The sequence below is a fragment of the Aquipluma nitroreducens genome, from assembly GCF_009689585.1.
GTDB lineage: Bacteria > Bacteroidota > Bacteroidia > Bacteroidales > Prolixibacteraceae > Aquipluma > Aquipluma nitroreducens.
The window spans coordinates 3,600,047-3,625,914 of the sequence record NZ_AP018694.1; the positions used below are offsets into that span (position 1 = coordinate 3,600,047).

At 41.9% G+C, this 25,868-nt stretch carries 23 protein-coding genes; 19 read left to right on the top strand and 4 right to left on the bottom strand.

What is annotated here, in order from left to right; translation table 11 throughout:
* Nucleotides 1–134: 134 nt before the first annotated feature.
* The 3 genes from AQPE_RS15045 to AQPE_RS15055 all read right to left on the bottom strand — a co-directional run bounded on the left by AQPE_RS15045 (nt 135) and on the right by AQPE_RS15055 (nt 4,362).
* Entirely contained in the window at nt 135–1,043 is a 909-nt protein-coding gene (locus tag AQPE_RS15045) for an NAD(P)-dependent oxidoreductase (protein WP_318347322.1), read from the bottom strand.
* A gap of 18 nt (nt 1,044–1,061) precedes the next feature.
* Complete coding sequence (locus AQPE_RS15050; protein ID WP_318347323.1) at nt 1,062–2,957, bottom strand: glycoside hydrolase family 127 protein; 1,896 nt, start codon at nt 2,955–2,957, stop codon at nt 1,062–1,064.
* An 85-nt stretch (nt 2,958–3,042) separates the two neighbouring features.
* The gene (locus AQPE_RS15055) at nt 3,043–4,362 is read right to left on the bottom strand and encodes a Gfo/Idh/MocA family protein (protein WP_318347324.1); all 1,320 of its coding nucleotides are present in this window, start codon (nt 4,360–4,362) and stop codon (nt 3,043–3,045) included.
* Between the two features lie 204 nt (nt 4,363–4,566).
* Here AQPE_RS15055 and AQPE_RS15060 point away from each other — a divergent pair, with 204 nt between their 5' ends.
* Entirely contained in the window at nt 4,567–5,328 is a 762-nt protein-coding gene (locus AQPE_RS15060) for a creatininase family protein (protein WP_318347325.1), read from the top strand.
* A gap of 100 nt (nt 5,329–5,428) precedes the next feature.
* Here AQPE_RS15060 and AQPE_RS15065 read toward each other — a convergent pair whose 3' ends face one another.
* Complete coding sequence (locus AQPE_RS15065; RefSeq protein ID WP_318347326.1) at nt 5,429–6,622, bottom strand: MFS transporter; 1,194 nt, start codon at nt 6,620–6,622, stop codon at nt 5,429–5,431.
* 280 nt (nt 6,623–6,902) lie between these two features.
* Between AQPE_RS15065 and AQPE_RS15070 the strand changes: the two genes are divergently transcribed.
* From AQPE_RS15070 to AQPE_RS15155, 18 genes are all read left to right on the top strand, one after another.
* The gene (locus AQPE_RS15070) at nt 6,903–7,577 is read left to right on the top strand and encodes a CAP domain-containing protein (RefSeq protein WP_318347327.1); all 675 of its coding nucleotides are present in this window, start codon (nt 6,903–6,905) and stop codon (nt 7,575–7,577) included.
* Between the two features lie 30 nt (nt 7,578–7,607).
* Complete coding sequence (locus tag AQPE_RS15075; RefSeq protein ID WP_318347328.1) at nt 7,608–7,988, top strand: PH domain-containing protein; 381 nt, start codon at nt 7,608–7,610, stop codon at nt 7,986–7,988.
* A gap of 103 nt (nt 7,989–8,091) precedes the next feature.
* Nucleotides 8,092–8,562, top strand: a complete 471-nt coding sequence (locus tag AQPE_RS15080) for a YcxB family protein (protein WP_318347329.1) — start codon at nt 8,092–8,094, stop codon at nt 8,560–8,562.
* 69 nt (nt 8,563–8,631) lie between these two features.
* Nucleotides 8,632–9,222, top strand: a complete 591-nt coding sequence (locus AQPE_RS15085; RefSeq protein ID WP_318347330.1) for a hypothetical protein — start codon at nt 8,632–8,634, stop codon at nt 9,220–9,222.
* Nucleotides 9,223–9,349: 127 nt separating this feature from the next.
* Complete coding sequence (locus AQPE_RS15090) at nt 9,350–10,984, top strand: hypothetical protein (RefSeq protein WP_318347331.1); 1,635 nt, start codon at nt 9,350–9,352, stop codon at nt 10,982–10,984.
* 242 nt (nt 10,985–11,226) lie between these two features.
* Nucleotides 11,227–11,391 (top strand): K(+)-transporting ATPase subunit F, encoded by a 165-nt coding sequence (gene kdpF / locus AQPE_RS15095; protein ID WP_318347332.1) that lies wholly within the window; start codon nt 11,227–11,229, stop codon nt 11,389–11,391.
* A 3-nt stretch (nt 11,392–11,394) separates the two neighbouring features.
* Entirely contained in the window at nt 11,395–13,074 is a 1,680-nt protein-coding gene (gene kdpA / locus AQPE_RS15100; protein WP_318347333.1) for a potassium-transporting ATPase subunit KdpA, read from the top strand.
* A 281-nt stretch (nt 13,075–13,355) separates the two neighbouring features.
* The gene (kdpB, locus tag AQPE_RS15105; protein WP_318347334.1) at nt 13,356–15,440 is read left to right on the top strand and encodes a potassium-transporting ATPase subunit KdpB; all 2,085 of its coding nucleotides are present in this window, start codon (nt 13,356–13,358) and stop codon (nt 15,438–15,440) included.
* 2 nt (nt 15,441–15,442) lie between these two features.
* Nucleotides 15,443–15,646, top strand: a complete 204-nt coding sequence (locus tag AQPE_RS15110; RefSeq protein WP_318347335.1) for a hypothetical protein — start codon at nt 15,443–15,445, stop codon at nt 15,644–15,646.
* On the top strand, nt 15,643–16,239 hold the full coding sequence (kdpC, locus tag AQPE_RS15115) for a potassium-transporting ATPase subunit KdpC (protein ID WP_318347336.1): 597 nt from the start codon (nt 15,643–15,645) through the stop codon (nt 16,237–16,239). Before AQPE_RS15110 ends, kdpC begins: the two co-directional genes overlap by 4 nt.
* Nucleotides 16,240–16,251: 12 nt before the next feature.
* Nucleotides 16,252–17,163, top strand: coding sequence for a HAMP domain-containing protein (locus AQPE_RS15120; protein WP_318347337.1), 912 nt, complete (start codon nt 16,252–16,254; stop codon nt 17,161–17,163).
* A 132-nt stretch (nt 17,164–17,295) separates the two neighbouring features.
* Nucleotides 17,296–19,965: a sensor histidine kinase gene (locus AQPE_RS15125; protein ID WP_318347338.1), complete on the top strand. Its 2,670-nt coding sequence runs from the start codon at nt 17,296–17,298 to the stop codon at nt 19,963–19,965.
* 14 nt (nt 19,966–19,979) lie between these two features.
* On the top strand, nt 19,980–20,663 hold the full coding sequence (locus AQPE_RS15130) for a response regulator (RefSeq protein WP_318347339.1): 684 nt from the start codon (nt 19,980–19,982) through the stop codon (nt 20,661–20,663).
* A gap of 145 nt (nt 20,664–20,808) precedes the next feature.
* Nucleotides 20,809–21,165 (top strand): cupin domain-containing protein, encoded by a 357-nt coding sequence (locus AQPE_RS15135; RefSeq protein WP_318347340.1) that lies wholly within the window; start codon nt 20,809–20,811, stop codon nt 21,163–21,165.
* Nucleotides 21,166–21,228: 63 nt separating this feature from the next.
* Nucleotides 21,229–22,056: a ThuA domain-containing protein gene (locus AQPE_RS15140; protein ID WP_318347341.1), complete on the top strand. Its 828-nt coding sequence runs from the start codon at nt 21,229–21,231 to the stop codon at nt 22,054–22,056.
* 78 nt (nt 22,057–22,134) lie between these two features.
* A complete protein-coding gene (locus tag AQPE_RS15145; protein ID WP_318347342.1) occupies nt 22,135–22,440 on the top strand; it encodes a hypothetical protein in 306 nt (101 codons plus the stop codon).
* A 60-nt stretch (nt 22,441–22,500) separates the two neighbouring features.
* Nucleotides 22,501–24,798: a family 78 glycoside hydrolase catalytic domain gene (locus tag AQPE_RS15150; protein WP_318347343.1), complete on the top strand. Its 2,298-nt coding sequence runs from the start codon at nt 22,501–22,503 to the stop codon at nt 24,796–24,798.
* Between the two features lie 110 nt (nt 24,799–24,908).
* Nucleotides 24,909–25,838 carry a glycoside hydrolase family 43 protein gene (locus tag AQPE_RS15155; protein ID WP_318347344.1) on the top strand — a complete coding sequence of 310 codons (930 nt, stop codon included), beginning with the start codon at nt 24,909–24,911 and terminating at the stop codon, nt 25,836–25,838.
* Nucleotides 25,839–25,868 lie beyond the last annotated feature (30 nt).

Sequence of the window (25,868 nt, forward strand, 5' to 3'; positions counted from 1 at the left end):
CGACTTCGATTTTTAAAATCTGCCCTAATCTTTGAATTTTATCTGAGATATGACCTATACCAATGGCACAGTGGTGAGCTGGTCCTTGCTTCGACCATTCGTTCATAAAACGTTTGGCTCCAACCGAAAAGCGATTACTGGCAACAAGCCCGAAAATCCTGCATATTGGCCAGCACCTTTTCCGACAACCGTGATTGCGCTTCGAGCGTAAATCCTGACGAGCGGTCCGAAATAATGATGTTCGGATATTTCGAAAATTCTTCGGAAAATTCCCCAACTCCCGGACCGTCGAAAATGGCAAATGAAGTTGGGTCTCCGGAAAGCCAGGTAATAAAGGCTTTTTTATCGAAAGTGAGACCAATGGAAGTATTCACCAAAATCGAATTTGGCTTTTTATGCCGGAATTCAGCTTCGCCCATTACATTCGAATTCTTTGGCAAATGTGTGCTGATCACATCACAGGTTTCCAGCAATTCATTCAATGATAGAAAGCTAAAACCTTCGGCTTCCAATTCCAGCTTGCGGCTTCGGTTGAAATAAAATACATTCATCCCAAAATGCTTTGCCGTTCGGGCAACCATTGTTCCCAAAGTTCCCATTCCGATGATGCCCATCGTTTTGCCACGCAGCTCCCGATTTTCGGTCTGCCACTGATGGTTGCCAAGTCCTTTCATCAGATAGATCAGTTCGGCAAAAATGAATTCGAGCGTTCCATCATCTCCATAATCGCGCACTCCTTTCACCACGATTCCCTGTTTTTGAGCTTGGGCAATATCTACATTGGCAGCCTTTTCGTCGTACAAGCTGCAACACATACCAATGTATTTCAGGTTAGGAGCAGCTTTAATAACATCGGCATTTACCTTGGTATGCCAACTTACCAGCACACAATCCGAATCGGCAATCCGATTCAGGATTTCGGCATCGCTGTTCGGAAAATCATTGTAAATGATGATTGATTCTTTGGAGAGCTGAGTAATTTGCTCCAATACAGATGGGGTCAATCCACACGAGTCGATGATGGTTATTTTTTGAAATGTCATTTTGCGATTTAATCAATTTTAGTATGCTTTATATACGGCATTCATCACATTCAGGGTTTGTTTGATCCAAACGCGGTAGCGCGATTCGTAAGTCCATGTATTTCCAGCTGACGCAAAATCACAGAAATGAATTTGTTTGGGATTGCGGCCTTCGCCTTCTAAATCTGTACCCAAAACCAGCGGAGCTGTGAACGACATCCAGATGTGATCAGGTTTTTTGCTTGCAGCAGCCAGTTCCACCCGATTCCCCTTATTTTGAATGACGGCCGCTTCATCCACAAAGCCATCGCCAAAACGCGAATCGCGGGCCAGCAAAACCGGACCACGCATGATCGCCTGAAAGCCGTTGAGCAAAATCAATCGACCTGTCAAATCCAGTTTCAGAACCACTTTATCGTCTTTCTTCCATTCGTGGTTAATCCTGAAATAGCTTCCGGATTGAACTCCTTCGGCCGGAATTCCATTTACCGTAACTGAAGATTGATTGCTCCATGCCGGAATTCGCAAGGCAAGTGTAAAACTTTCAGGTTTTTCAGGCTGAAGTGAAATTTCAATTTGATCGGTTTCAGGATAAGTTGTCGTTTGTGAAACGGTCACTTTATTTTTTGGACTGAGTTGAATGGTTGCAGAAGATTGGCTGTACAGATTAATCAAAATTTCGTTCTGTCCGGTCATCAAAGCCATTTTGGGTAGCAAAGCAAAAGCCCTTGGTCCGTTGGCATTGCAGCAGTTAATGTGCATTCCGCACTGTTCTTCGCCTTCGTGGCGCATTCCTTCGAGCGGACTGTATTTGGCAATTTGCGAACCGTCAAATTTCATGGAAGCTAACAGCGCATTGTAAACCGTCTTTTCGATCTGATCGGCATACATCGGATTGGCAGTCAACCGCAGCAAGTTGTTGCACAGTTTAATCCACGTAAAGGTTACACAAGTTTCCATGGTGTGATATGTTGGTTCGGTTTGGCGCTGCCCGCCATGGTAAAAACATTCGAAAGCCGTGCCCGACCCGGCCACGTTAATTTCGGTATCGATGATGTTTTGAACCGCCATTTCTGCTGATTTAAGGTAAGTTGGTTCGCCGGTAATGCGGTAAAGTTCGAGCAAACCTTCGTAGCACGACATCATTTCATAGGCTTTTTGTCCATTGTCCCACGACCACCAGCTCTTTGGGAATGGGAAGCGGTCGGCCACATTCACTCCATCCTGCGCTTTGCTAATTAGTTTCGGACCATCGGTAGTTTCCCATTGAGCCACGATGTATTTGGCAAAATCGAGGTAACGACTTTCTCCGGTATGCCGGTACAACAAAACCATGGGTTCCAGAATGGAACTGCTTGGCATTCCTCGGTAATTACCCGTCTTTACAATGTCGGCTTTGCCCGGGCCGACCTGAGTTAAGAGGTGATCGGCTAGTTTTTTCGCCGCATCCAGTGCTTTGGTGTCGGCTGAAATGTCGTAATAGGCCAACAAACCGAGTAGTGTATATTTCCGACCCCAAATGTCCCAATGTTGCAATTGCGCGTCTTTCGAGTAGTTGCTGATGTAGCCATCTGGAGTTTGAGTTTCCAATAAACCTGAAACTGCATTCCGAATAATTGTCAGCATTTCCGGATCGTGATTGTATTCGTAGGAAGCAATGGCCGAGAGAATCCATTTACCCCAGAATTCGGTTTGCCACAAGCGGGTTTCGTTGCGGGTTTTAAATGGTTCAATCAGGTGTTGAACGTCTTGTTTTTTGATGCGCTGGCTGATGCACAAATCGATCTTTTCGCCCAAATAGCCGTGGATTTGAATATCGGAAGGCTTCCAGGCTTCAATTAAATCAGTTTTCGCAGGTTGTACCTGAGCTGGTTTTGACTTCGAAAAGGAGAAAAAAGGAATCAGGAAAAGGATTAAAAAGGAAAAGCGTTTCATTAGGTTTGGTTTTGTAGGTTTAGAGGAAAGACGGAAACTAATATTCAGCGGGTGACTCGAATTCTCCCGCTGAATAAGGAACTAATTATATTTTAGGCAACGACCATGGAGCACGGTAATTTGCTTTAGTCAATGCGTTGGCTTCTGGATCGTTCATGAATTCTTGTTTGTCAGCGTCCCAGGTCAGTTTCCGACCCAGACGATAAGAGATATTTCCCATTTGTGAGAAACGGGCAATGTGTGCCCCAATTTCGATGTCGCAGTTTGGTTTATTGCGGGTTTTGATGCAATCGATAAAATTGGCCGTGTGTAAATCGAGACCATTTCCAGTTCCTTTTTGAATGGGCACATCGGCAAAACCTTCTTTGGCGCTGGTACTTTTGTTTTCGGCCATCACTTCCCATCCGGCTCGGTCAACAATCAGTGTTCCGTATTCGCCCACAAAAGCCACGCCATGCCCGCGACGTTTATACTGAGCTCCGTAAATACCAATCGTGTGATCCCACAAAACACCGAAATCGCCAAAATCGTACATCGCCATCATGGTATCGGGTGTTTCCATGGCGTCAGTCGGGAAAGCATATTTTCCTCCGGAAGAGCTTATTGCTTTGGGAACGTATTGGTTCATTCCGAATAAAGCATAATCGAGCAAGTGAACGCCCCAGTCGGTCATTACGCCACCGGCATAATCCCAATACCAACGCCAGCTTGCGTGAAAACGATTGCTGTTAAATTCGCGTTCCGGACGTGGCCCCAGCCACATGTTGTAGTCAACACCGGCAGGAGCAGCCCCATCGGCAATAACCGGAATGGATTTCTTCCAACCCACGTACGACCAGGCCCGAACCGAACGCACACGTCCAAGGTTTCCGGCCTGGATGTATTTCACAGCATCGAGCCAATGCGGGTCGCTGCGTTGCCACTGACCAACCTGAACCACTTTGTTGTATCTTTTAGTCGCTTTCACCATCAGGTTACATTCTTCAATGGTGTATCCAACCGGTTTTTCACAATACACATCTTTGCCGGCTTCCATGGCGTAAATCATCGGAATGCAATGCCAGTGATCGGGTGTTCCAATAATTACGGCGTCAATATCTTTTTGCTCCAGTACTTTCCTGAAATCGCTGTAAAGCGTTGGTTTTTTACCAGTCATTTTTTCAAGCTCGGCTGCCCGTTTGTTCAACACATTCTGGTCAACATCGCACATAGCGGCACATTCCACATGTGGTAATTTCAGAAGTGAAACTAAATCGACCCATCCCTGGTTATTGCATCCAATTAGTGCCACCACCACTTTTTCGCTGGCACCTACGCAACTGGCGTTCATAATGGTTGGGAAAATACTTACGGCAGCAGCCACTGTAGCCGATTGTTTAATAAAAGTTCTGCGATCATTCGTCATTATCATTAGTTTTAGTTGGTTTATTTCTAATTTTAGGCTTTGAAATCTGGCTATAAAGGTATCAAACCAAGGCAAAAGTAAAAAGGCAAAAGGCTATAATTTCAGATTTATGCATTCGATTGCACTACTGCGTACGTTCATCAAAAAAATATATTACCTTTTCAAAACATAGATAAGACAAGTATAAACCTAATAAACCTGAATATGAGACCGTATATTTTAGCTGAGACCAATTGGAAAACTGTAAAAGATGAGCATTATCAACTCGTTGTGTTGCCATGGGGAGCAACCGAAGCCCACAACTATCACCTGCCGTATGCAACAGACAACATAGAAGCCGAAGCTATTGCAGCCGAATCTGCCCGTATTGCATGGGAACAGGGAGCCAAAGTTATCGTGTTGCCAGTAATTCCTTTTGGAGTGAATACCGGTCAGTTTGATGTCACACTCGACATGAACCTGAATCCATCAACCCAGTTTGCCATTCTGAACGATGTAATTGAAACCCTCAACCGGCAGGGAATTTACAAACTTGTGATCCTGAATAGCCACGGAGGAAACGACTTCAGGCAAATGCTTCGGGAACTGGGATTGAAATACCCCAACATGTTTCTTTCGGAAGTGAATTGGTACAAAATGAAAAGTGCCAAACCTATTTTTGAAGATCAGGGCGAACATGCGGGTGAAACGGAAACCAGCCTGATGATGTACCTCAGACCCGAATTGGTTTTGCCACTCTCGGAAGCCGGAGATGGAGCTGCCAAAAAATATAAGTTCAGCGCGATGAATGAAGGCTGGGGATGGGCCGAACGCCGTTGGACAAGTGTTACAAAGGATACAGGTATTGGCAATCCGGCTAAAGCCACAACCGATAAAGGAGAACGTTTTTTTAAACACCTGACTGAAAAAATTGGTGAGTTGTTTTATGAGGTGGCTACTACAGATAGAAATGATTTTTACGTATAACCTTCGGGTGTATTCGAGCAGTGAAAACTTTTAAGATTCAATAGAAGAGCTACATTCTGCTTCAAAACTTATATAAGCTGCCTGTTTAGTGGAGATTCTGCTATTCAGGCTGCTTTTTAATTCGAAGAGCAATTAGGTACAACAGGAACATCATAATCAGGATAATGCCAATCATAAAAATAGCAAAGCTCGAAATTTGATACTTCTCGAAAATATATCCACCAAGGGCATTTAGCATGGCGTTCCCGCTAAGGGCTATGAACAATACCAAACTAAAAGCGGCGCCCGAAATTTCAGGATACATGGAGCCCACATATCCCAACATAACCGGGAAAGCTGCCGCTGCGCCAAATCCAAGCAGGCTAATACCAATCATTCCTGCCAAATACGAAGTTCCAAGTCGCATGACGAGCAAACCGAAAATGGTGATGAGCAAGCCCGCCAGTAATACTTTCCAGTTTTCAAATTTTTTCAGGAGATAGCCTAGCAGAAGGCGCGAAACAGTCAAACTTATACTCATCGCGGTCAAAGACAATAGCGCTGTTTGAGTGTCGGACATGTACTTCTCAAGAAAATATTTGGGAGTCCATGTGGTCGTCAGTGTTTCGAATCCGCTCTGGAAAAACAGGAAAAATCCGATAAGAAGAATAGTCGGGTTCTTAATCATGTTCAGGTATTTTCGATATGGAACGCCTCCTGAATTTTTAGGTGGTGGGCATCTCAAAACCAAAAACATCGCTATCGGAATCAGTGTAAGTAATCCGATTAAGGTCAAAATGGATGTATAATTCATTTCTTTGTTCAGCAAAACTGAAGTAACCAGTGGAAAACTTAAAGCGCCTACTCCCCAAAAGACACCCAGGATGCTCAGATATGCACCTTTTTTCTCAGGATAAAGATCGGATACCAAGGCGCTAGTTCCCCCATTGATGATTCCGCCTCCAAGTCCAAAGAGAAAAATCATTGCCCGAATCACATTCAACTGGCTGGTTCGTCCAATTACTTCGAATCCTGAAAAAAGAAAAATTAAGCTAAAAATCAGGATGAATTTATACCCAAAGCGATCGACAATTGGGCCAAAGGAGACCGAGCCGATCAACGCTCCGGCCGCGAACAATGAAGCCAGTAGCCCGATAAAAATTTTGTCAACCGCAAACGAGGCAGTCAGGTATTGGCTGATTGTGCCTATGGCAACACAGGTTATTCCGAACATGACAATGGACAGGCATGCTGCAACCAACAAAAGATTTCGGCTATAAGTTGGGGTTGTGTTTACGGAGTTAAATTCTTTCATCTGATTTCTGAAATGATAACCGGGGCAAACATACAAAAAGCATTTTTCGGATCAATCAATAACCCATCAAATCCTCAACATTCCTGAAATAGATTCTGGAGAATATTCGTTATGAATATGTTTGTGAATTTGCTTGTCGTGCAATACCTGACGTTAGTATAGACTGGCAAAGTCAATTTGTAAAACATTAAGGTTGCTAACCTTAGTGAAATTGGATTAAATTTACAGCAATTCGAAGTTATTGTCAGGAATCAAATATTCACCATAAACAAAGCAAACGATGCAGAATATCATCATTCTACTCCTGTCAAGTCTTATCTGGTTTGGTTCTCCGGTAACTCAAGCCGAAGAGGATGGCTGGCCTCCGGAACTAAATACGGGCAAAGATGTCTACTATCTGGATGATATTGAAAGGCAGGTTTTGCTTGAGCTAAATAAGGTGCGTCATAATCCAAGGCGTTTTGCTGAAGAATACATGGAAGAACTCAGGGCATCTTTCGAAGGTAAGGTCTATACTTATCCGGGGCGAACACCTGTCAATACGAAAGAGGGAGTGGGTCCGTTGAATGAATGCATACAAATACTAAAGGAAATAGATCCAATTCCGATTATTTATCCAGCTGAGGGATTAGCACAAGCCGCATTCTTGCTTGCTGATGATCAACAAAAACACGGTGGAATCGGGCATATTTCCAAAAATGGATCTACCCCTCAAAATCGCATTAAAAGATATGGCAATTGGGACATCTGTTCGGGTGAAGACATTACATACGGTAGCTTTGAAGCCAGAGAGATTGTGATTGCATTATTGATAGATGATGGCGTGCCTGATCGGGGACATCGGAAAAATGTTTTAAGTTCGTGTTTTCACTTTGCTGGAGTAGCTTATGGTGGTCATCCAACTTATCAGTCGATGTGCGTTATTGATTATGCAGGCGATTACAAAACAAAATAGCGGTAACAAATAAAACCTAAAACAAAAACTATGGGACTCTTTTCAGCATTAATGGGCAACGCAGGGGTTGTCAGTCAGGAAGAATTAATACGCGACTACGGTAAATTGCTTACTGAAGGTGAAGCAATCGATTTGGGATTCAAGCTAATTCGTGATACTTTTATTTTTACAAACAAACGACTTATTCTGGTTGATAAACAAGGATTGACAGGAAGCAAGACTGAATACCTATCGATTAATTACAAACAAGTTTCAAGGTTCAGTGTCGAGACTGCCGGTCATTTCGATTTGGAAGCGGAGCTTAAAATCTGGATTTCGAGTGAAACGGTGCCGAGTATCACCAAAAAATTCAACAAATCGGTTGATGTTTACGATGTGCAAAAGGTATTGGCCCATCATGTATTGAAATAAATTTAGTCTCAAAAAATCAGTCACCTTATGTTCTCCATTTTTTTAACAAGTGGCAGTTTCTGATTAGATTTGTTCTGCTAAAAAATCAGAATAACAACTCGGTATGATTAAAACTCAAAATATAAAAATTTCAGCTAACGAATTCTTTCGGTTGATTTTCTCGATTTATCTGAAAAGGCGATGGTGGTTGGTCGCGTGGATTTGGATTTTGATCATCGTTATTTTATTCAGAGGGCACATCGGTTTGGTCGAAATGATTCTCCTCGCTCTTATTCTGCTGTTTCAGGTAATTATTGTTGCCCAATATTGGATTTATGCACATTCGAAAGATAACAGGCTGTATCTTTTATCGAGATATTATGAAATAGATGCTGATCAGATTGTTGAACAGATGGAAGATGGGACAACTTCGACAATTAGGAACGAGCGTTTCATAAAAATGATGAAAACCAGCAAATATTATCTGTTGTATGTGGCCCGAAACGAATATATTTATTTGCCTGTTGTCGCTTTTGCAAGTTTGGCTGATCAGGAATGGTTTGAAGAAGAATTTGTAAAGAAGATTGGGATATGATGTTGAAGCTGTTTTTTTTGTAGGCCGCGTAATTAAGACTATTGGATTAAGTCTAGTCAATAAATATCGATGAAAGTATTCGCTTTTCTTATTTTATTCTTCGGAATACTTTTTATTCCAAAGAATTTACTGGCACGGAAAGGAATTGTACTCGAGAAGAAAATTCACTTTTTTTCAAGTGTTACAGAAGTGGATACGTTTAAGTTATCCTATAATTCAGATGATTTGCAGGATACAATCGTTTTTGAAATTATTTCGTCGAAGGGTTATTTAATTTATCAGGTGAAGTTTCCAGGCTCGGCTCTGTTTGATTACGGAAAGCCGAGCTATATGTTTATCAGTGATAAAGGTTGGAAGCCTAAGGACTATTTTAAAAATGCGGAAGACAGTATTATCAAAACCGACAGCTTGAAAATTGAGGATGATCGCTATTTACGATCAAGAGTTAATGGTTTTTTTGATGAAAAGAGATTTTCCAGGAATCCGATTCCTAAACTATTGAAAGAGTATAAAGATAATCTCATTGTTGGGAGTTACGAAACCTTGTTAAATGATCCGGAAGTGATTGGATTTTCCTATCATTTGTATGAAGAGGATGGACGAATGATCGCCTTTTCGAGGAAGAAGAATAAAGTGGTTTACTTCTGGAGATGTTGCTAGACAGTAATTGTCAGTATGGTGGAGGAGGATTATCCAAAATTTGTGAATGATTATGATGTCTTAAATTAGTCTATATTTACTGTTTAAAGCTTCAGTTATAAAAGCGAGGCAACCCAAAAACCCAATTATGAAGACAATCAACAATCTGCTGATCCTGATCGCCGCGGCATTTTTAATCGTTTATTTCTCGTTACCAGTTGTTAATTATGGTTTCACCGATCTGGCGTTGCTATTGATTGTGCTGACAGGTTTGTGGATTTTGCTAAACCGGCCAATACATCCAAACTCAACACCTCAGGAAATTGTATTTCAATTGAAATCGAACAAGGTTAAAGGTCCGGTTAGCTTCATGGTGGTATTGGGTCTGTATATGACCGTACTGCCGATGCTGACATCTTTGGCGGTTTTCAGGAGCAACGATTACCGTGATTTAATTGGAAAAGTGGAGGTGGGTGAAAGCTTGTCGGATCACATGGCTCCAATTTCCATTGAAAAAATCCGGGTAGTCGATCAGGCGCTGGCTAATTTATTAGGCGACAAAGTACTTGGAGCACAGGCTGCTTTGGGAAGTCAGGTTCGATTAGGGACATTTAATATTCAGAAAGTAGGAACTGAATTGTATTGGGTAGCGCCGCTTTTACATTCCGGATTTTTTATGTGGCAGAAAAATAGCCAGGGGACTCCTGGTTACGTCATGGTAAATGCCACCAACGAACGGGATGTCAAATTGGTTCAGGAGGTAAAAGGCAAGAAAGTACTGATCAAATACCAGCCTGAAGCTTTCTTCTTCAGCAATCTGGAACGCCATACCTATTTTGAAGGATATTTTACCTGCGGATTAACTGATTACTCGTTCGAGATTGACGATGATGGCAATCCATTTTGGGTGATTACTAAGTTTAAAAAGAAAATAGGTTTTAATGGTAGCGATGCTGTTGGTGTGGTAATCGTTGATCCGCAGACTGGTGAAACTAAAGATTATTCCATCGAAAACACTCCTGCTTGGGTAGATCGCATTCAGCCCGACAAGTTTATTGAAACCCAGTTGAACGATTGGGGTCAATATGTAAAAGGCTACTGGAATTTCTCAAACCAGGATAAGCTACAGATTACTGAAAGCGTGTCGCTGGTTTATGGCGAAGATAACCGGGCGTATTGGTACACCGGGTTGACTTCGGTGGGCGCCGACGAAGCAACCGTTGGTTTTGTATTGGTTGATACACGCACCAAAAAGGCTGTTTGGTATCGGCAAAGCGGAGCTACTGAATTTGCTGCGAAGAATTCGGCTATTGGTAAAATTCAGGAAAAGCGTTACTCGGCATCAGCGCCAATTCCATACAACATCAATGGAATTCCAACCTATGTAATGACTTTGAAAGATGATGGCGGGCTGGTTAAAATGTTTGCCATGGTGGCCATTGAAGATTATACCATAGTAGGCGTTGGCAATACTTTACGCGAAACGCTGATGGCCTACAAAAACGCCTTCAACATGACGAGCAATAAGTTGAATACAAAGAACACCGCTCAGAAAACAACTCTCAAATCGATTGTTACCCGTATCAATAACGATGTTAAAAACGGCAATAGCTTTTATTATTTCACAGTGAAAGATTACAGCAATATTTTCATAGGCTCTTCTCAAATATCAAATGCACTGCCGGTTTCGAGCGTTGGCGACAGCATCGAAATTAGTTTCGACAGCGACACTCAAGGAATTATCGACATCTCTACCTTCAAGAATATGACTATCAAGAAATAGGGGATTACTCTTTCCTTAAATTTTAAAATACCTCCAAAGTTTTTGTAACTCTGGAGGTATTTTATTTTTTACCTAATCAGGAAAATATTAAACGATTTTCTTTTTGTGGCTCTATCCATAGGATACAGATATGCCATATCAACCCACCTTTCTTTATAAAATCTTTATACCTGCTCCTCTATTCCTTATAAAACCTTTATAGAATCCGGCGCAAATTTGTATCGTTCAAAATATGAAACGATATGAAGACAATGAATTTTATAACTGGAATTGTGCTGGCTAATCTGAACGGTGGCACAAAAGTATTGGAAATGAACAGCATCGCATGGTACATCGCAGGTGCTTTAATTGCTCTTCTTTTACTTGGGTACCTGTTGTATTCACTTATTAAACCCGAAAAATTTTAAGCGATGACAACTCTCGACTTTATACAGATTATCATGTATTTCGCCTTGTTGATAGGGCTTACACCTGTCTTGGGCAAATACATGAGCCGGGTTTTTAGCGGACAGAAACATTTGATGTTGCCTGTTTTCGGTTGGCTCGAAAAGTTGATCTATAAAATTTCAGGTATTAATCCTGACGAAGAAACCAACTGGAAAACATACACTTTTAGTCTTTTGGCTTTTAATGCGATTGGGTTACTCTTCGTTTTTCTGTTGCAGGTTACTCAATCCTATCTGCCACTGAACCCGGCACAGCTACCAAATGTTAGCTGGCATTCGGCCATAAATACAGCCATTAGTTTTGCCACCAATACCAACTGGCAGGGCTATTCAGGAGAAACCACCATGAGCTATTTGGCTCAGATGATGGGGCTGACCGTTCAGAACTTTGTAAGTGCAGCAACCGGAATCGCGGTTCTATTGGCATTGATCAAAGGTCTTTCGCGCAGATCGTCAGCTACAATCGGGAATTTTTGGACAGATCTTACGCGATCAACAATTTACGTGCTTTTGCCACTGGCAATTTTATTTTCAATTGTTTTGGTTGGTCAGGGGGTGATCCAGAATTTTCATTCGTACCAAACGGTTCATACATTGCAGGGAGCCGAACAGGTACTTCCAATGGGGCCGGCGGCTTCGCAAATTGCGATTAAACAACTTGGGACCAATGGCGGAGGTTATTTCAATGCCAATAGCGCTCATCCATTCGAAAACCCAACACCATTCAGTAATTTTTTAGAGATGCTGGCCATTTTGCTGATTCCGGCAGCGCTTACTTATACCTACGGAAAGATGGTCGGTTCAGTCCGGCAGGGATGGACAATTTTTTCGGTGATGCTCATACTTTTGCTGGTCGGATTGGCTATTTCGCTTTACGGCGAATATTCAGGAAATCCCGTTTTTGGTCGGTTGCACCTGATGGAAGGCAAAGAAACACGATTTGGAATTACCAATAGTGTTCTTTGGTCAACAACAACCACGGCAGCATCCAATGGCTCCGTAATCTCAATGCACGATAGTTTGTCGCCTCTTGCCGGCATGGTTGCAATGATCAATATCATGTTGGGCGAGGTTATTTTCGGAGGTGTTGGCGCGGGTCTTTATGGTATGATCATCTTCGTTATTCTCACCGTTTTCATTGCCGGACTTATGGTTGGCCGTTCTCCGGAATATCTCGGTAAAAAGGTGGAAGCCATTGAAGTTCAAATGTCAATTATTGCAGTTTTGGCACCCAGCCTGGTGATTCTCTTGTTTACTGCATGGGCTGCTGTGAGCCAGCAAGGACTTTCAAGTCTGAATAACCAGGGGCCTCACGGATTTTCTGAGATTTTGTATGCCTATAGTTCTGCCGCTGGCAATAATGGGAGTGCATTTGCGGGTTTAAATGCCAATACAGTTTTCTACAATCTGACACTCGGAATAGGAATGCTCATTGGCCGGTTTGGAATCATAATTCCTGTTTTGGCAATTGCCGGAAATATGGCGCGAAAGAATATAACACCTTCATCTGCGGGTACATTTCGTACCGATAATGGGTTGTTTTCAGGACTTCTCATTGCTGTAATCCTGATTGTTGGTGGCTTGACTTTTTTCCCGGCTTTGTCGCTGGGGCCAATTATTGAGCATTTAATCTTAATGAAATAATAAATCAACCACATAGAACACATCAGTAATAGGAATGAAATAATGTCGCATTTGAATTCGTGTTTTTATCGCGACTCACCCCGCGCCCCGAGTGCTCGGAGCTTGGCCCCTCTCTCGCGAGAGAGGGGCGGAACGTCCGCTTTGCGGACGGAGGGGTGAGGTAAGACAATAAATTTTCCTCATTACATAGAAGGACAAAGACAACGAAAATTGCAAATCGTTCAATATTAATTAAAAATCTATGTGACCTATGTGTCTATTTGGTAAAAAAAATAGAAGATATGAGTAACAAGCAAGATACAAGCCTTTTCAGGAAAGACCTTTTCGTGCAGGCTTTAAAAGATAGTTTCATCAAGCTGAACCCCGTTTTGCTGATCAAGAATCCTGTGATTTTCATCGTAGGAATCGGTTCGGTTTTAACTACAATAACCGTCATCAGCGGAATTTTTTCCGGAACATTCTCCTCTTTCAATTTCCAGATCGCAGTGTGGTTGTGGTTTACTGTGCTATTTGCCAATTTTTCGGAAGCAATTGCTGAAGGTCGTGGAAAAGCTCAGGCCGAAAGCTTAAAGAAAAACCGCACGCAAACTTTAGCCCGGAAAATGGTAGGCAACAAAGAAGAAAAAGTTGCAGCGCCTGAGCTAAAGAAAGGCGATGTTGTAGTGTGCGAAGCTGGCGACCTCATTCCATCGGACGGCGAAGTGATTGAAGGAATTGCAAGTGTCGATGAATCGGCAATTACTGGTGAATCGGCTCCGGTAATCCGCGAAAGTGGCGGTGATCGTTCTGCCGTAACCGGAGGAACGAAGGTAATTAGCGACCGTATTTTAATTCGTATTACTTCGGAATCCGGCGATACTTTTATCGATCGGATGATCGCTTTGGTGGAAGGCGCCCAACGCCAGAAAACTCCCAACGAAATAGCATTGTCGATTCTTCTTTCAGGTTTATCGATCATCTTTTTGCTGGCTGTTGTCACTTTACCGGCTTTCTTCGGATACAGTCTTTCCGCTTCAGGCTTGCCACAGTCACAAAACCTAACTATTCCGGTTTTGATTGCATTGCTGGTTTGCCTGATTCCAACAACTATTGGCGGTTTATTGAGTGCCATTGGCATCAGCGGCATGGACAGGCTTTTACAGCGAAATGTAATTGCTACCAGTGGTCGCGCTATTGAAGCTGCCGGCGATGTGGATGTACTTTTGCTCGATAAAACTGGTACCATCACGCTTGGTAACCGAATGGCAACCAACTTTTTCCCTGCTGATGAGGTTCGGGAAACTGATTTGGCACACGCAGCCCAACTTTCCTCGTTATCCGACGAAACTCCTGAAGGTCGTTCAATCGTTATTTTGGCCAAAGAGAAATTCGGATGGCGTGGACATGATATTCACCAGAAGAGTGTGGTATTTATTCCGTTCACTGCCCAATCAAAAATGAGTGGGGTCGATATAACTGATTGGAAAGGAATCGTTCATCAAATCCGTAAAGGGTCGTCCGAGGCTATTCGCTCGTTTGTGCTGAATGGGAATGGCTTCTTTCCCAAAAAAATGGAAGAGAAAGTAGCTGAACTTGCCAGGATGGGGGCAACGCCATTGGTTGTTGCTGAAGACAATAAAGTTTTGGGAGTTATTCAGTTGAAAGACATTGTGAAAGGCGGTATCAAACAGCGGTTTGCCCAATTACGGACCATGGGAATCAGGACCGTGATGATTACTGGCGACAATGTCTTGACGGCTGCTGCCATTGCTGCCGAAGCCGGGGTGGACGATTTTATGGCCGAAGCTACTCCTGAAGACAAACTCATGCGAATTCGCGAAGAACAGGGCAAAGGTCATTTGGTTGGGATGATTGGTGATGGAACCAACGATGCTCCGGCACTGGCACAGGCTGATATTGGCATTGCCATGAATTCAGGAACACAAGCGGCCCGCGAAGCCGGAAACATGGTCGATCTCGATAGCAATCCAACTAAATTGATTGAAGTGGTTGAGGTTGGCAAACAATTGTTGATGACCCGTGGTGCGCTAACCACGTTTAGCATTGCCAACGATGTGGCCAAGTATTTTGCCATAATCCCGGCAATTGCAGTCTTTCTTTATGCGAAAGGAAACGGCGTCGGACCACTTTCTGCATTAAACGTGATGCACCTGGGTTCTCCTGAAAGTGCCATCCTGAGTGCAGTTATTTTCAATGCAATTATCATTGTAATGCTGATACCATTGGCTTTAAAGGGAGTCAATTATGTTCCGATGTCAGCCAATAAGGCGCTGATTAAGAACTTATTCATCTATGGTTTAGGAGGTGTAATTGCCCCTTTCGCGGGTATTAAGCTAATTGATTTGATCATCAATTTATTTGCCTAAGCATGGAATTGCTGATAAAAAACCTGATCGAGCGACTTTCAAACCGCAAAAGAAGTGAAATGGCCTGGTTTGAGAAATACAAACGAGAAGATCTTCAGGATTTGATGCTGATCTCATCAGGAAGAATAATGGAGATCGATCATACAATCAGTGAATTGAAAAGTCTGATTAAAAACAAACCAAAGAATAAAAATTATTACTCATGAATACTCAAATAAAGATTGCCCTAAAAATATTCATTCTGTTCACGGTGCTTTTAGGTGGAATTTATCCACTGGTGATCACAGGGGTAGCTCAGTTGGTATTTCCTGAAAAAGCAAATGGCAGTTTGATTGTAGTTGACAACAAGACGATTGGCAGTAAATTGATAGGTCAAAACTTCGATAGTGATATTTATTTCAGCTCACGACCTTCAGCCATTGATTATAATCCGCTCCCATCCGGAGGTTCAAATTTGGGTCTTACAAGTGAAAAGCTCAAGCAACAAGTTGCTGATAGGAAATTGGAGTTTGTAAAAGCTAACCAGCTTACCGCAAATATGCCTATTCCATCTGAAATGCTTTTTGCGTCGGCCAGCGGACTCGATCCTCATATTTTGCCTGAAGCCGCAATTATTCAAGTGGGAAGAATTGAAAATGCCAGAAAGCTCAATAGTACACAGAAGCAACAACTTTTTCAGGCCATAAATCAACTGACGGAAGAACCCCAGTTTTTGTTTCTGGGCGAGGCGCGAATAAATGTTTTGAAATTAAACCTTGAATTAGATAAGATTGATGTTAACCACATTCGTAAAAATTAAAACCTGGAAATCATGAAAACTTCAATCCGCACGAAATTTATACTTGGAATGGTGTTTTTATTTATCATCATTCTTGTGCTGCTGGGCTTTTCGGCTTTTTATCTGAATAAACTCTCAACAAAAACCGGTGCAATTCTCAAGGAAAATTATGTGTCGGTAGTTTATGCCCGTGAAATGACGAAGGGACTAACAAATATAAATCAGGAACTTGCAACCAGCTTTTTGATGAACAGAACTGTAGATAGTTTGTCTGTTAATAATGAACTGAGTTCTGTTTCGCAAATGCTTCAACTCGAGATAAATAATATTACCGAACCCGGAGAAGATAAGCTCGCTTCCAACATTGAAAACGGAATAAAAGAGTATCGTCAATCAGTTGAAAAATATATCAAATCGCCCGGGCAGGTTGAGTTGGTTCTTCAGTTGCAAAAGGGTTTTGTTACGCTGAATCAGCAGTTGGAAGTTTTGTCACAAATGAATGGCAAAGCCATCGAAGTAAAATCGGACGATGCAAAAGTTTCGGCAAAAAAAGCTTTGGCACAAATGACAATTCTGGGAAGCCTGTGTTTTTTGATTGCATTTAGTTTCACGTATAGTTTTGCTTCGTATTTTAACGAGCGCTTTTCGCAACTTTACATGGGAATTAAAGAGATTAGTTCAAATAATTTTGGTCAACGGCTTTATTTCGATGGCACGGATGAGTTTTACGAAATTTCGCTTGTTTTTAACGAAATGGCAGAAAAGCTTCATGAAAGCAATCCAAAAATGTCAGTACCTTTAGCTGATGATTTTGAAAATGATGCCAGTTCTGATGACCTTTGGGAGTTGAAAACAGTTTTGGCTCAGATGAAAAGTCTCGAAGAACAGGCTAAAGAGGTTATTTCAAAGATTGAAAGTGGAACGGATTTGAAAATGAATGGTTAAATGGTTTAAATAGGTGTTGAGCAAATTTAACAATTTAGCCATTAAACAATAGTGACGCAACCCGTAAAATTTTATACTAACTGAATCCTTTGGGATTCTTGCTTTTGCCTTTTTACTTTTAACTTGTACCGAATGGACTTCTCTGATAATCGCCCAAATCCTGATGATTTGCTTGCTTCGCTGAAGGAGGAAGAAGAAAAAAGCAAACGCGGGAAGCTGAAAATATTTTTTGGTATGTGCGCCGGTGTTGGCAAAACATATTCGATGCTTCAGGCTGCTCACCTCGAAAAGCAAAAGGGTGTTGATGTTATTATTGGTTACATTGAAACTCACAACCGCAAAGAAACCAATCAATTGGTAAAGGGTTTTGAGTTGATACCGCGTAAAGTATTTAATTACAAGGGCACTGCCGTTCAGGAGATGGACACTGATGCCATTATTGCCCGCAAACCGCAAATCGTATTGGTCGACGAACTTGCACATACTAATGCTCCCGGAAGCCGCCATACCAAAAGGTTTCAGGATGTTCAGGAAATTCTGAACAATGGGATTGATGTTTATACCACTGTAAATGTTCAGCACCTCGAAAGCCGCGCCGACACCGTTGCCCAGATAACAGGTATTGTTGTGCGTGAGTCGATTCCCGACGAAATTTTTGAAAAATCGGATGAAGTTGAATTGATTGATCTCACTCCTGACGAATTGCTCCAGCGATTGACCGATGGGAAAATATATACCGCTGATCGTTCGGCTGAAGCCATTCAAAATTTTTTCAGGAAAGGAAACATTACGGCATTGCGTGAAATGGCTTTGCGAATTGTGGCCGATCGTGTCGATAAGCAGTTGCACGAATACATGCAGGTCAAGCGCATCAAAGGGCCGTGGAAAACGGGAATGCATTTGCTGGTTGCTGTTGGTTATTCCGAACAGTCTGCAAGGTTGCTTCGGTGGTCTAAAAATCTGGCTTATTCGATGGGTGCCACTATTCAGGCTATCTATGTTGAAACAACCCACGAGCTCAGCTCCAAAGAACATGAGCAGTTAGATAAAAACATCGTTCTGGCCAAACAATTGGGCATCGATTTCAGGATAACAACCCATCCGGATATTGTAAAGGCAATTGTTGATTTTGCCCAAAAGGAAAATACAACGCATATCATTATAGGGAAACCCAATCGCCAGAATACACTTTCATTTTGGCGACTTGGAAATTTTGTGAACAAGTTAATCAGGCAAAGTGGAAATATTGATGTTTATATTTTGGGAACTGACGATCAGCTACTAACTCAGCAGAGAAAGAAGTTCAGTGTACCAGTGTTTACCTCACCGTTGACCCAATATTTTGCTACATCGCTGAGTGTTGTTTTTACGGCAATGTTGTGCTTCTTGCTCAAAGGTTATATGGGTTATCAGGTTGTCTCGTTTATCTTGCTTTGCCTCGTTTCAATTCTGGCGGTCTTCTTTGGTACCGGACCAATTTTAATTGCAGCTTTCCTAAGCTCATTAATCTGGGATTTCTTTTTTATTCCACCTTTTTATACTTTTCATATTGAGAGGACAGAAGACATGCTCATGCTTGCCATGTTTTTTATCATTGCCTTGCTGAATGGTGTTCTGACTTCCGGAGTCAGAAGGCAGGAAAAGAAAATCAGGGTTCGCGAAGAACGCACTCATGCCGTTTACCAGCTTACCAAGGAACTTTCAAATGCTTCAGGAATTACAGAGGTTTTAGCAATTGCAACGAGCGATATTCTGAAATCGTTTCAACTCGATTGCGCGATTATTTTAAAGGATGAAAATGGGCAGCTAAGAGATAGAATTGAGCACGACACCACGATTCATCTCTCCGGAAATGATTGGAGTGTCGCATCATGGACTTGCCAGCATTCAACCAAAGCTGGAAAATTTACCAACACGCTTCCTTCCGGGAATTTTACATTTTATCCGCTTATCGGGAACCGGATCACATTGGGCGTTATTGCTGTTGAACACCACAAGGTTTTCACTCAGGGCGAGGATCAATTTTGGGATACATTTCTTTCGCAGATTGCCAGCAAACTGGAACGTGAGTTTTTACGCGATGCCGCCCGAAAGGCTTATGTTCTGAAAGAATCAGACAAATTATACAAAACGCTTTTTAATTCGATCTCTCACGAATTGCGCATTCCGGTTGCCACCATCATGGGAGCTTCGGATGCCTTGTTGGGCAAAGACTATGCGCCCGAAACCAGGAGCGCTTTGTATAACGAAATCAATATTGCCTCAGTCCGCTTAAACCGTTTGATCGAAAACTTATTGAACATGTCGCGGCTCGATTCCGGGCGCATTTCACCTCATTTGGATTGGTGCGATTTGCACGATCTGATCAATAAAGTTACCGAAACTCTTTCAATCGAATTAAAGCCATTCAATGTTCATTGCGTTTTGGCTGACGACATGCCTTTGGTAAAATTAGACTTTGGCCTGATGGAACAGGTGCTGCACAATTTACTCCTGAATGCGACACAACACGCTCCTGAAGGGACTAGTCTCAGGGTTAAATTCTTCTATGACAATGGTTTTTTGACAATTGAAATAATGGATCGCGGATCAGGTTTTTCATCAGCCGATTTGAACATGGTATTTAATAAATTTTACCGGGGCGAATCAGCAGTTGCCGGTGGTACTGGTTTGGGTTTGTCGATTGTGAAAGGCTTTGTTGAAGCGCACAATGGAACAATTACTGCTGAGAACCGCATAAATGGTGGTGCTAGGTTTGTCCTTAAAATACCTACCGAAATTTCAGATATCTTTAATGTTTAATAAAACGGTATTTTATGCCTGAAAGCGAAACCATATTGATTATTGATGATGAAGTTCAAATCCGGCGTTTGCTCGAAATAACTCTGTCGTCAAACGGGTACAAAATATTTTCTGCAGCCACCGGAAAGGAAGGAATTGTAAAAGCAGTAACTCATACCCCGGTACTGATCATTCTCGATCTGGGACTTCCTGATGCCGACGGTCTTGAAATTCTGAAAAGCTTGCGCGAGTGGTATCAGAAATCGATCATCATTCTTTCAGTCCGAAGTTCCGAAGAAGATATCGTGAAAGCCCTTGATTTTGGCGCGAACGATTATCTTACCAAGCCTTTCAGAACCGGTGAATTACTGGCTCGTATTCGTGCTTCCATTCGTCAAAAACCGGGAGCAACCGATAATCCACGTTTGGTTTTTGGTTCGCTCGAAGTTGATTTGGCCAACCACATTGCCCGAAAAAACAATGAATTTATTAAACTTACTTCTACTGAATTTTCGTTACTTGCCTTATTATCAAAGAATCAGGGACGGGTTTTAACCCATCAGTTTATCCTGAAGGAAATTTGGGGGATGGGCTATCTGGAACAAACGCAGTATTTGCGTGTTTTTATGGCTCAATTGCGCAAAAAGATTGAAGATGAGCCCAATAAACCAAAATTATTGATTACCGAATCGGGTATTGGTTACCGGTTTGGAAGTTGATGTGAAATTCGGAATCCTGAAACTTTCTGTGATGTTTACCTTATCTTAAGTTTTCCCCAAACAATCAAAACTAAAAGAGAGTAAATGCTTTGAATTGAGAGATTTTATTAAATTTCGCGACTCAAAAATTACCAAAAATCATCACATGTTAAATTCGCATTTTAAATTTGCATACAACCAAATTGATGATGATGTACAAATCAAAATTCTTCATCATGACGATTCAATGATTATGACTGAATTCATGATTAAAAAAGGTGCTATATTACCTGAGCACGTTCATCAAAGCGATCATTCGGCTTATTTGCTTCAAGGTAAAATCCGTGTGATAACCGGTGATATTATTTCGGAATTCGTTAAAGGAGATAGCTGGTGTATGAAGAAAAACACGTGCCATCATACCGAAGCTCTGGAAAATTCGATAGTACTCGAAGTCTTTAGTCATGATGGCGATATTGAAGGCTTCGGTATTCGCCAAAGTTCAGTTCAGGAAGAAAGATAACCCATTTCTATCCTGAAACCATGTCTTGAAAATTCGTGGTAATGCAAAAAACTACAACGACCTATGACAAACCTAAAAAGACTGTTTATTACACTGTTTTTGGTAATTACTGCTCTTATTGTGCCTGCCAAAACTCCTTCCAAACCATTTAACGTTATTGCCTTTTATACCGCTAAGAATGATCAGGCGCATATTAGTTTTGTGAACGAAGCCAACCACTGGTTTTCTGAAATAAGTGCGAAACAACGGTTTCGATATGTGTCAACCAACGATTGGAGCAAGCTAAATTCAGATACGCTTTCTAATTATCAGGTGGTGATTTTTCTGGATACCCGACCAGAGTTGGCCGATCAGCGAAAAGCATTTGAACAATACATGGAAAACGGTGGTGCTTTTATGGGCTTTCATTTTGCGGCGTTTGCATTAACTCCTTCCGATTTTCCGCAAAACTGGGACTGGTTTCACAACCAATTTTTGGGTTCAGGAGAATATGTCAGCAATACATGGAGGCCAACTTCAGCCATTTTAAAAGTGGAAGACCGAAAACATCCTGCGACTAAACACTTGCCAGCAAGATTTAATTCTCAGCCCAACGAATGGTACCGTTGGCAAAACGATTTGCGAACCAACCCCGACATTCAGATTCTTGCATCCATCGATTCAACGAGTTTCCCTTTGGGTACAGGCCCCAAGCCAAATGAGATATGGCATTCCGGCTATTATCCTGTAGTGTGGACCAATACAAAGTACCGGATGATTTACATCAATATGGGTCATAATGATATTGATTACGAACATCATACCAATAAGGAGTTGTCATTTACCTTCACAAATAAAATTCAAAATCGATTGATTATTGATGCTTTGAAGTGGCTGGGAGCGAAAAATTAAGTTCAGAAAAGTGGTTGACTTCAGAATTTTTGGCAGTTTTGTTCATCAATTGTTAAACGTCTGAATTTATTCGGAACAATGAGAAAATCATTCACTCTTTCGGTTCTGTTTGCTGTTGTTTTTGGGATTGCAATCGCCTGGATTGACTCTCAACCCAATTGGGATGATTCTGGGATTTCGACATTTCTGGTTCTACTGGTATCCATGCTGGCAGGATATATGGCAGAAAGCAAACCATGGTTAATTGCATTGGCAGTTGGCATCTGGATTCCAATCTATGGAATAATTTTGGTGCAAAATTTTGGAAGTTTGCTCGCATTATTACCTGGATTCATTGGTGCCTATACCGGTTGGTGGATTGCAAAAATATTGACGGTTGAATAATCTGAAAATTGTAATTGTAGCTTTTTCTTGAAACCTAAGTGTGTACTAAACCAACAAATAATGAACCGAATATCAAAAATATCATTTAATATTCTCCTGATTCTTCTATTTTGTGGAATGTGTTTTCAGCTTCAAAGTGCTGTTCCTGAAAAGAATCAACCATCTGGTCTTTCCATCAATTTTTTGACGCATGCCGATCAGGTCTTCCTGAATGGTTATCCAACAAACACTCCGTTAGTTCAGGCTATTGGCCGGAGAGAGAATTTTCAGTTTGCCGAAATTGCCCAAAAGCGACCATTCTTCGGTTGGGTAGTTAATTCCGATCAGAACAATACGATCCAGACTGCCTATCAGATCATAGTTGCTTCAAGTTTGGAAAATATCCAAAGAAGCTATGGAGATTTCTGGGATTCAGGAAAAACAGAAAGTGGCGAATCTCAGAATGTTAGTTATTCAGGGAAGGAACTTATGCCCAATTCGGTGTACTTCTGGAAAGTAAAAACCTGGGACAATCATGGCAGTGAATCATCATACTCCACAGTTTCCCAGTTTAAAACTGCCGCAAAGCTCGTTGATTATGCAACAGCTCAATATTCTTTGCAAAAGCAGGATGTTTATCCGGCTACAATAAAATCCATTTCGGCATCCGAAACATTCATTGATTTTGGGAAAGCTGCATTTGGCCGACTTCGATTGACCTTATTAGGCGAGTCTGGTTCTGACACAGTTACTATTCATTTGGGTGAGGCACAAAAAGACGGTAGAATTAACAGAACCCCGGGTGGAACTATTCGATATTCGGTTTATAAACTGGCACTGAAAAAAGGTTGGAACACATATGAAATGGCCATCAACCCTGACAAACGAAACACCGGCCCGAATGCGATTCTGATGCCCGAATACATTGGCGAAGTTACTCCTTTCAGGTATTGCGAGATTGAGGGATACCGTGAGCCAATCCATAAAAATCAGGTTGCTCAGGTAACCGTATTTTATCCGTTCGATGAAACTGAATCGTATTTTAACAGTTCAGATTCGGTACTCAATCAGGTTTGGAATTTGTGTAAATATTCGATTAAAGCCACTTCGTTTTGCGGAACGTATGTCGATGGCGACCGCGAGCGCATTCCTTACGAAGCCGATGCTTACATCAATCAATTGGGGCATTACGGAGTTGCGCGCGAATACAGCATGGCGCGCCATTCCGAAGAATACCTGATCAATCGGCCAACCTGGCCAACTGAATGGATTTTGCAATCGGTGCTGATGGCCTGGAACGATTATCTGTACACCGGAAATAAAGAGTCGCTGCAGCATTTTTATACCGATCTGAAGGCAAAAGCGTTGCTGCCATTGGCCGACGAATCCGGACTTATCAGCGCTAAAACCGGAAAAGTTACTCCGGAAGTATTGGAATCTATCCATTTTGCAGGAACGCTTAAAGATATTGTCGACTGGCCACAAACCGGAATTCTTGGGTTAGGGAAGAACGAACCCGGTGAGACTGATGGATTTGTTTTCCAAAACGTAAATACGGTGGTGAATGCATACCATTATCAGGCTGTCAGCCAACTGGCACAAATTGCAAAAATTTTAAATCAGACTGCCGACGAGAAACAATTTGCTGCGCTTGCACAAAAATTGAAAACTGTTTTCAATGAAAAGTTGCTCGATAAAAAAAGAGGTAATTACGTCGATGGAATCGGAACCGATCATGCTTCGTTACATGCCAATATGTTTCCACTCACTTTTGGCCTTGTCCCTGAAAAGTCGGTAAGTAAAGTAAGCAGCTTTGTGCAATCGCGCGGAATGGCTTGTAGTGTTTACGGATCGCAGTTTTTGATGGACGCCGTTTACGATGGAAACAATGCTGATTACGGATTGGAACTTCTTTCGTCGACTTCTGAACGGAGTTGGTACAACATGATTCGCGTTGGATCGACCATTTCGCTCGAAGCCTGGGACAATAAATACAAGCCAAACCAAGACTGGAACCATGCCTGGGGTGCTGCGCCCGCCAATATCATTCCGCGCAAACTGATGGGAATTGAACCGCTGGAACCCGGTTTTCGGAAAATACGCGTTAAACCACAATCCTCCTCACTCGAACATGCTGAAATCAAGTGCCCAACTATTCGTGGCGATGTGTTGATGTCGTTTCAAAACAAACCACAGCAATCGTTTTCCATGAATCTGACCATTCCGGCTAACACAACTGCTGATGTTTATTTGCTGTTTTGGACCAAGTCGCAAAAAGTGATGATGAACGGAAGTGCAGTAAAATATCGTCAGGAAGGAAATTTTGCAATTATTGAAGAAGTTGGCTCCGGAAACTCCGTATTTGAAGTGGTGAAATAGTAAAGTCAGATCATAATGTTGATTAAAGAAGTTAATTTGGTGTAAGTGTCAAATCAAATATTGTTCTATATTCACACTATTTGAAAATTAAGTTGAACAAACTAAATATCATGAACAGATTCCTTACAGTGCTTTTTGTATTTCTTTCTGTTACTGTAATGGCTCAGAAAGAAGTTTATTTGTTCTCGTATTTTGTCGATAATGGTCAGGATGGTTTGCACCTGGCCTTCAGCAACGATGGTTTAAAATGGACTCCATTGAATGAAGGGAAGTCGTATCTGACTCCAACTGTGGGTAAAGACAAGCTCATGCGTGATCCGTTTATTTTAAAGGGGTCAGATGGCATGTTTCACATGGTTTGGACTAGCGGTTGGTGGGATAAACAAATTGGTTATTCCGAGTCGAAAGATTTGATTCATTGGTCGGAACAAAAAGGAATCCCGGTTATGGAATACGAACCGACGGCCAAAAACAGTTGGGCGCCTGAGATGGTTTACGATCCTGAAAATAAGGAATACATCATCTTTTGGGCAACCACAATACCCGGACGACACTCTGATGTGTCAGATTCGGAGCACGAAAAGGGACTCAATCACCGGATGTACTGCACCAAAACGAGAGATTTCAAGACTTTTAGCCCTACCGAGTTGTTTTTTAATCCTGATTTCAGCACCATTGATGCCACGATCCTTCCGAAGAACAACAAGTTTTACATGTTCCTGACGAATGAAAATCCAAATCCGCCGCAGAAAAATATCCGGATAACTAATGCTGATCATGCCTCAGGATCCTATCCGGTAAAAGTCTCGGAGCCAATTACAGGAAAATATTGGGCTGAAGGTCCAACTTGTCTGGAAGTTGGCGAATATGTTTACGTTTACTTTGACAAATATACCGAGCACAAATATGGCGCAGTTCGGTCGAAAAATATGGTTGACTGGGAAGATGTCTCCGATCAGGTTTCTTTTCCGACTGGGGTGAGACACGGAACCGCATTTAAGGTTAGTGAGGCGATTATGAAATTGCTGAAAAACAAATAGTACGAATTTGCTTATTAGAGGATTTAAAAG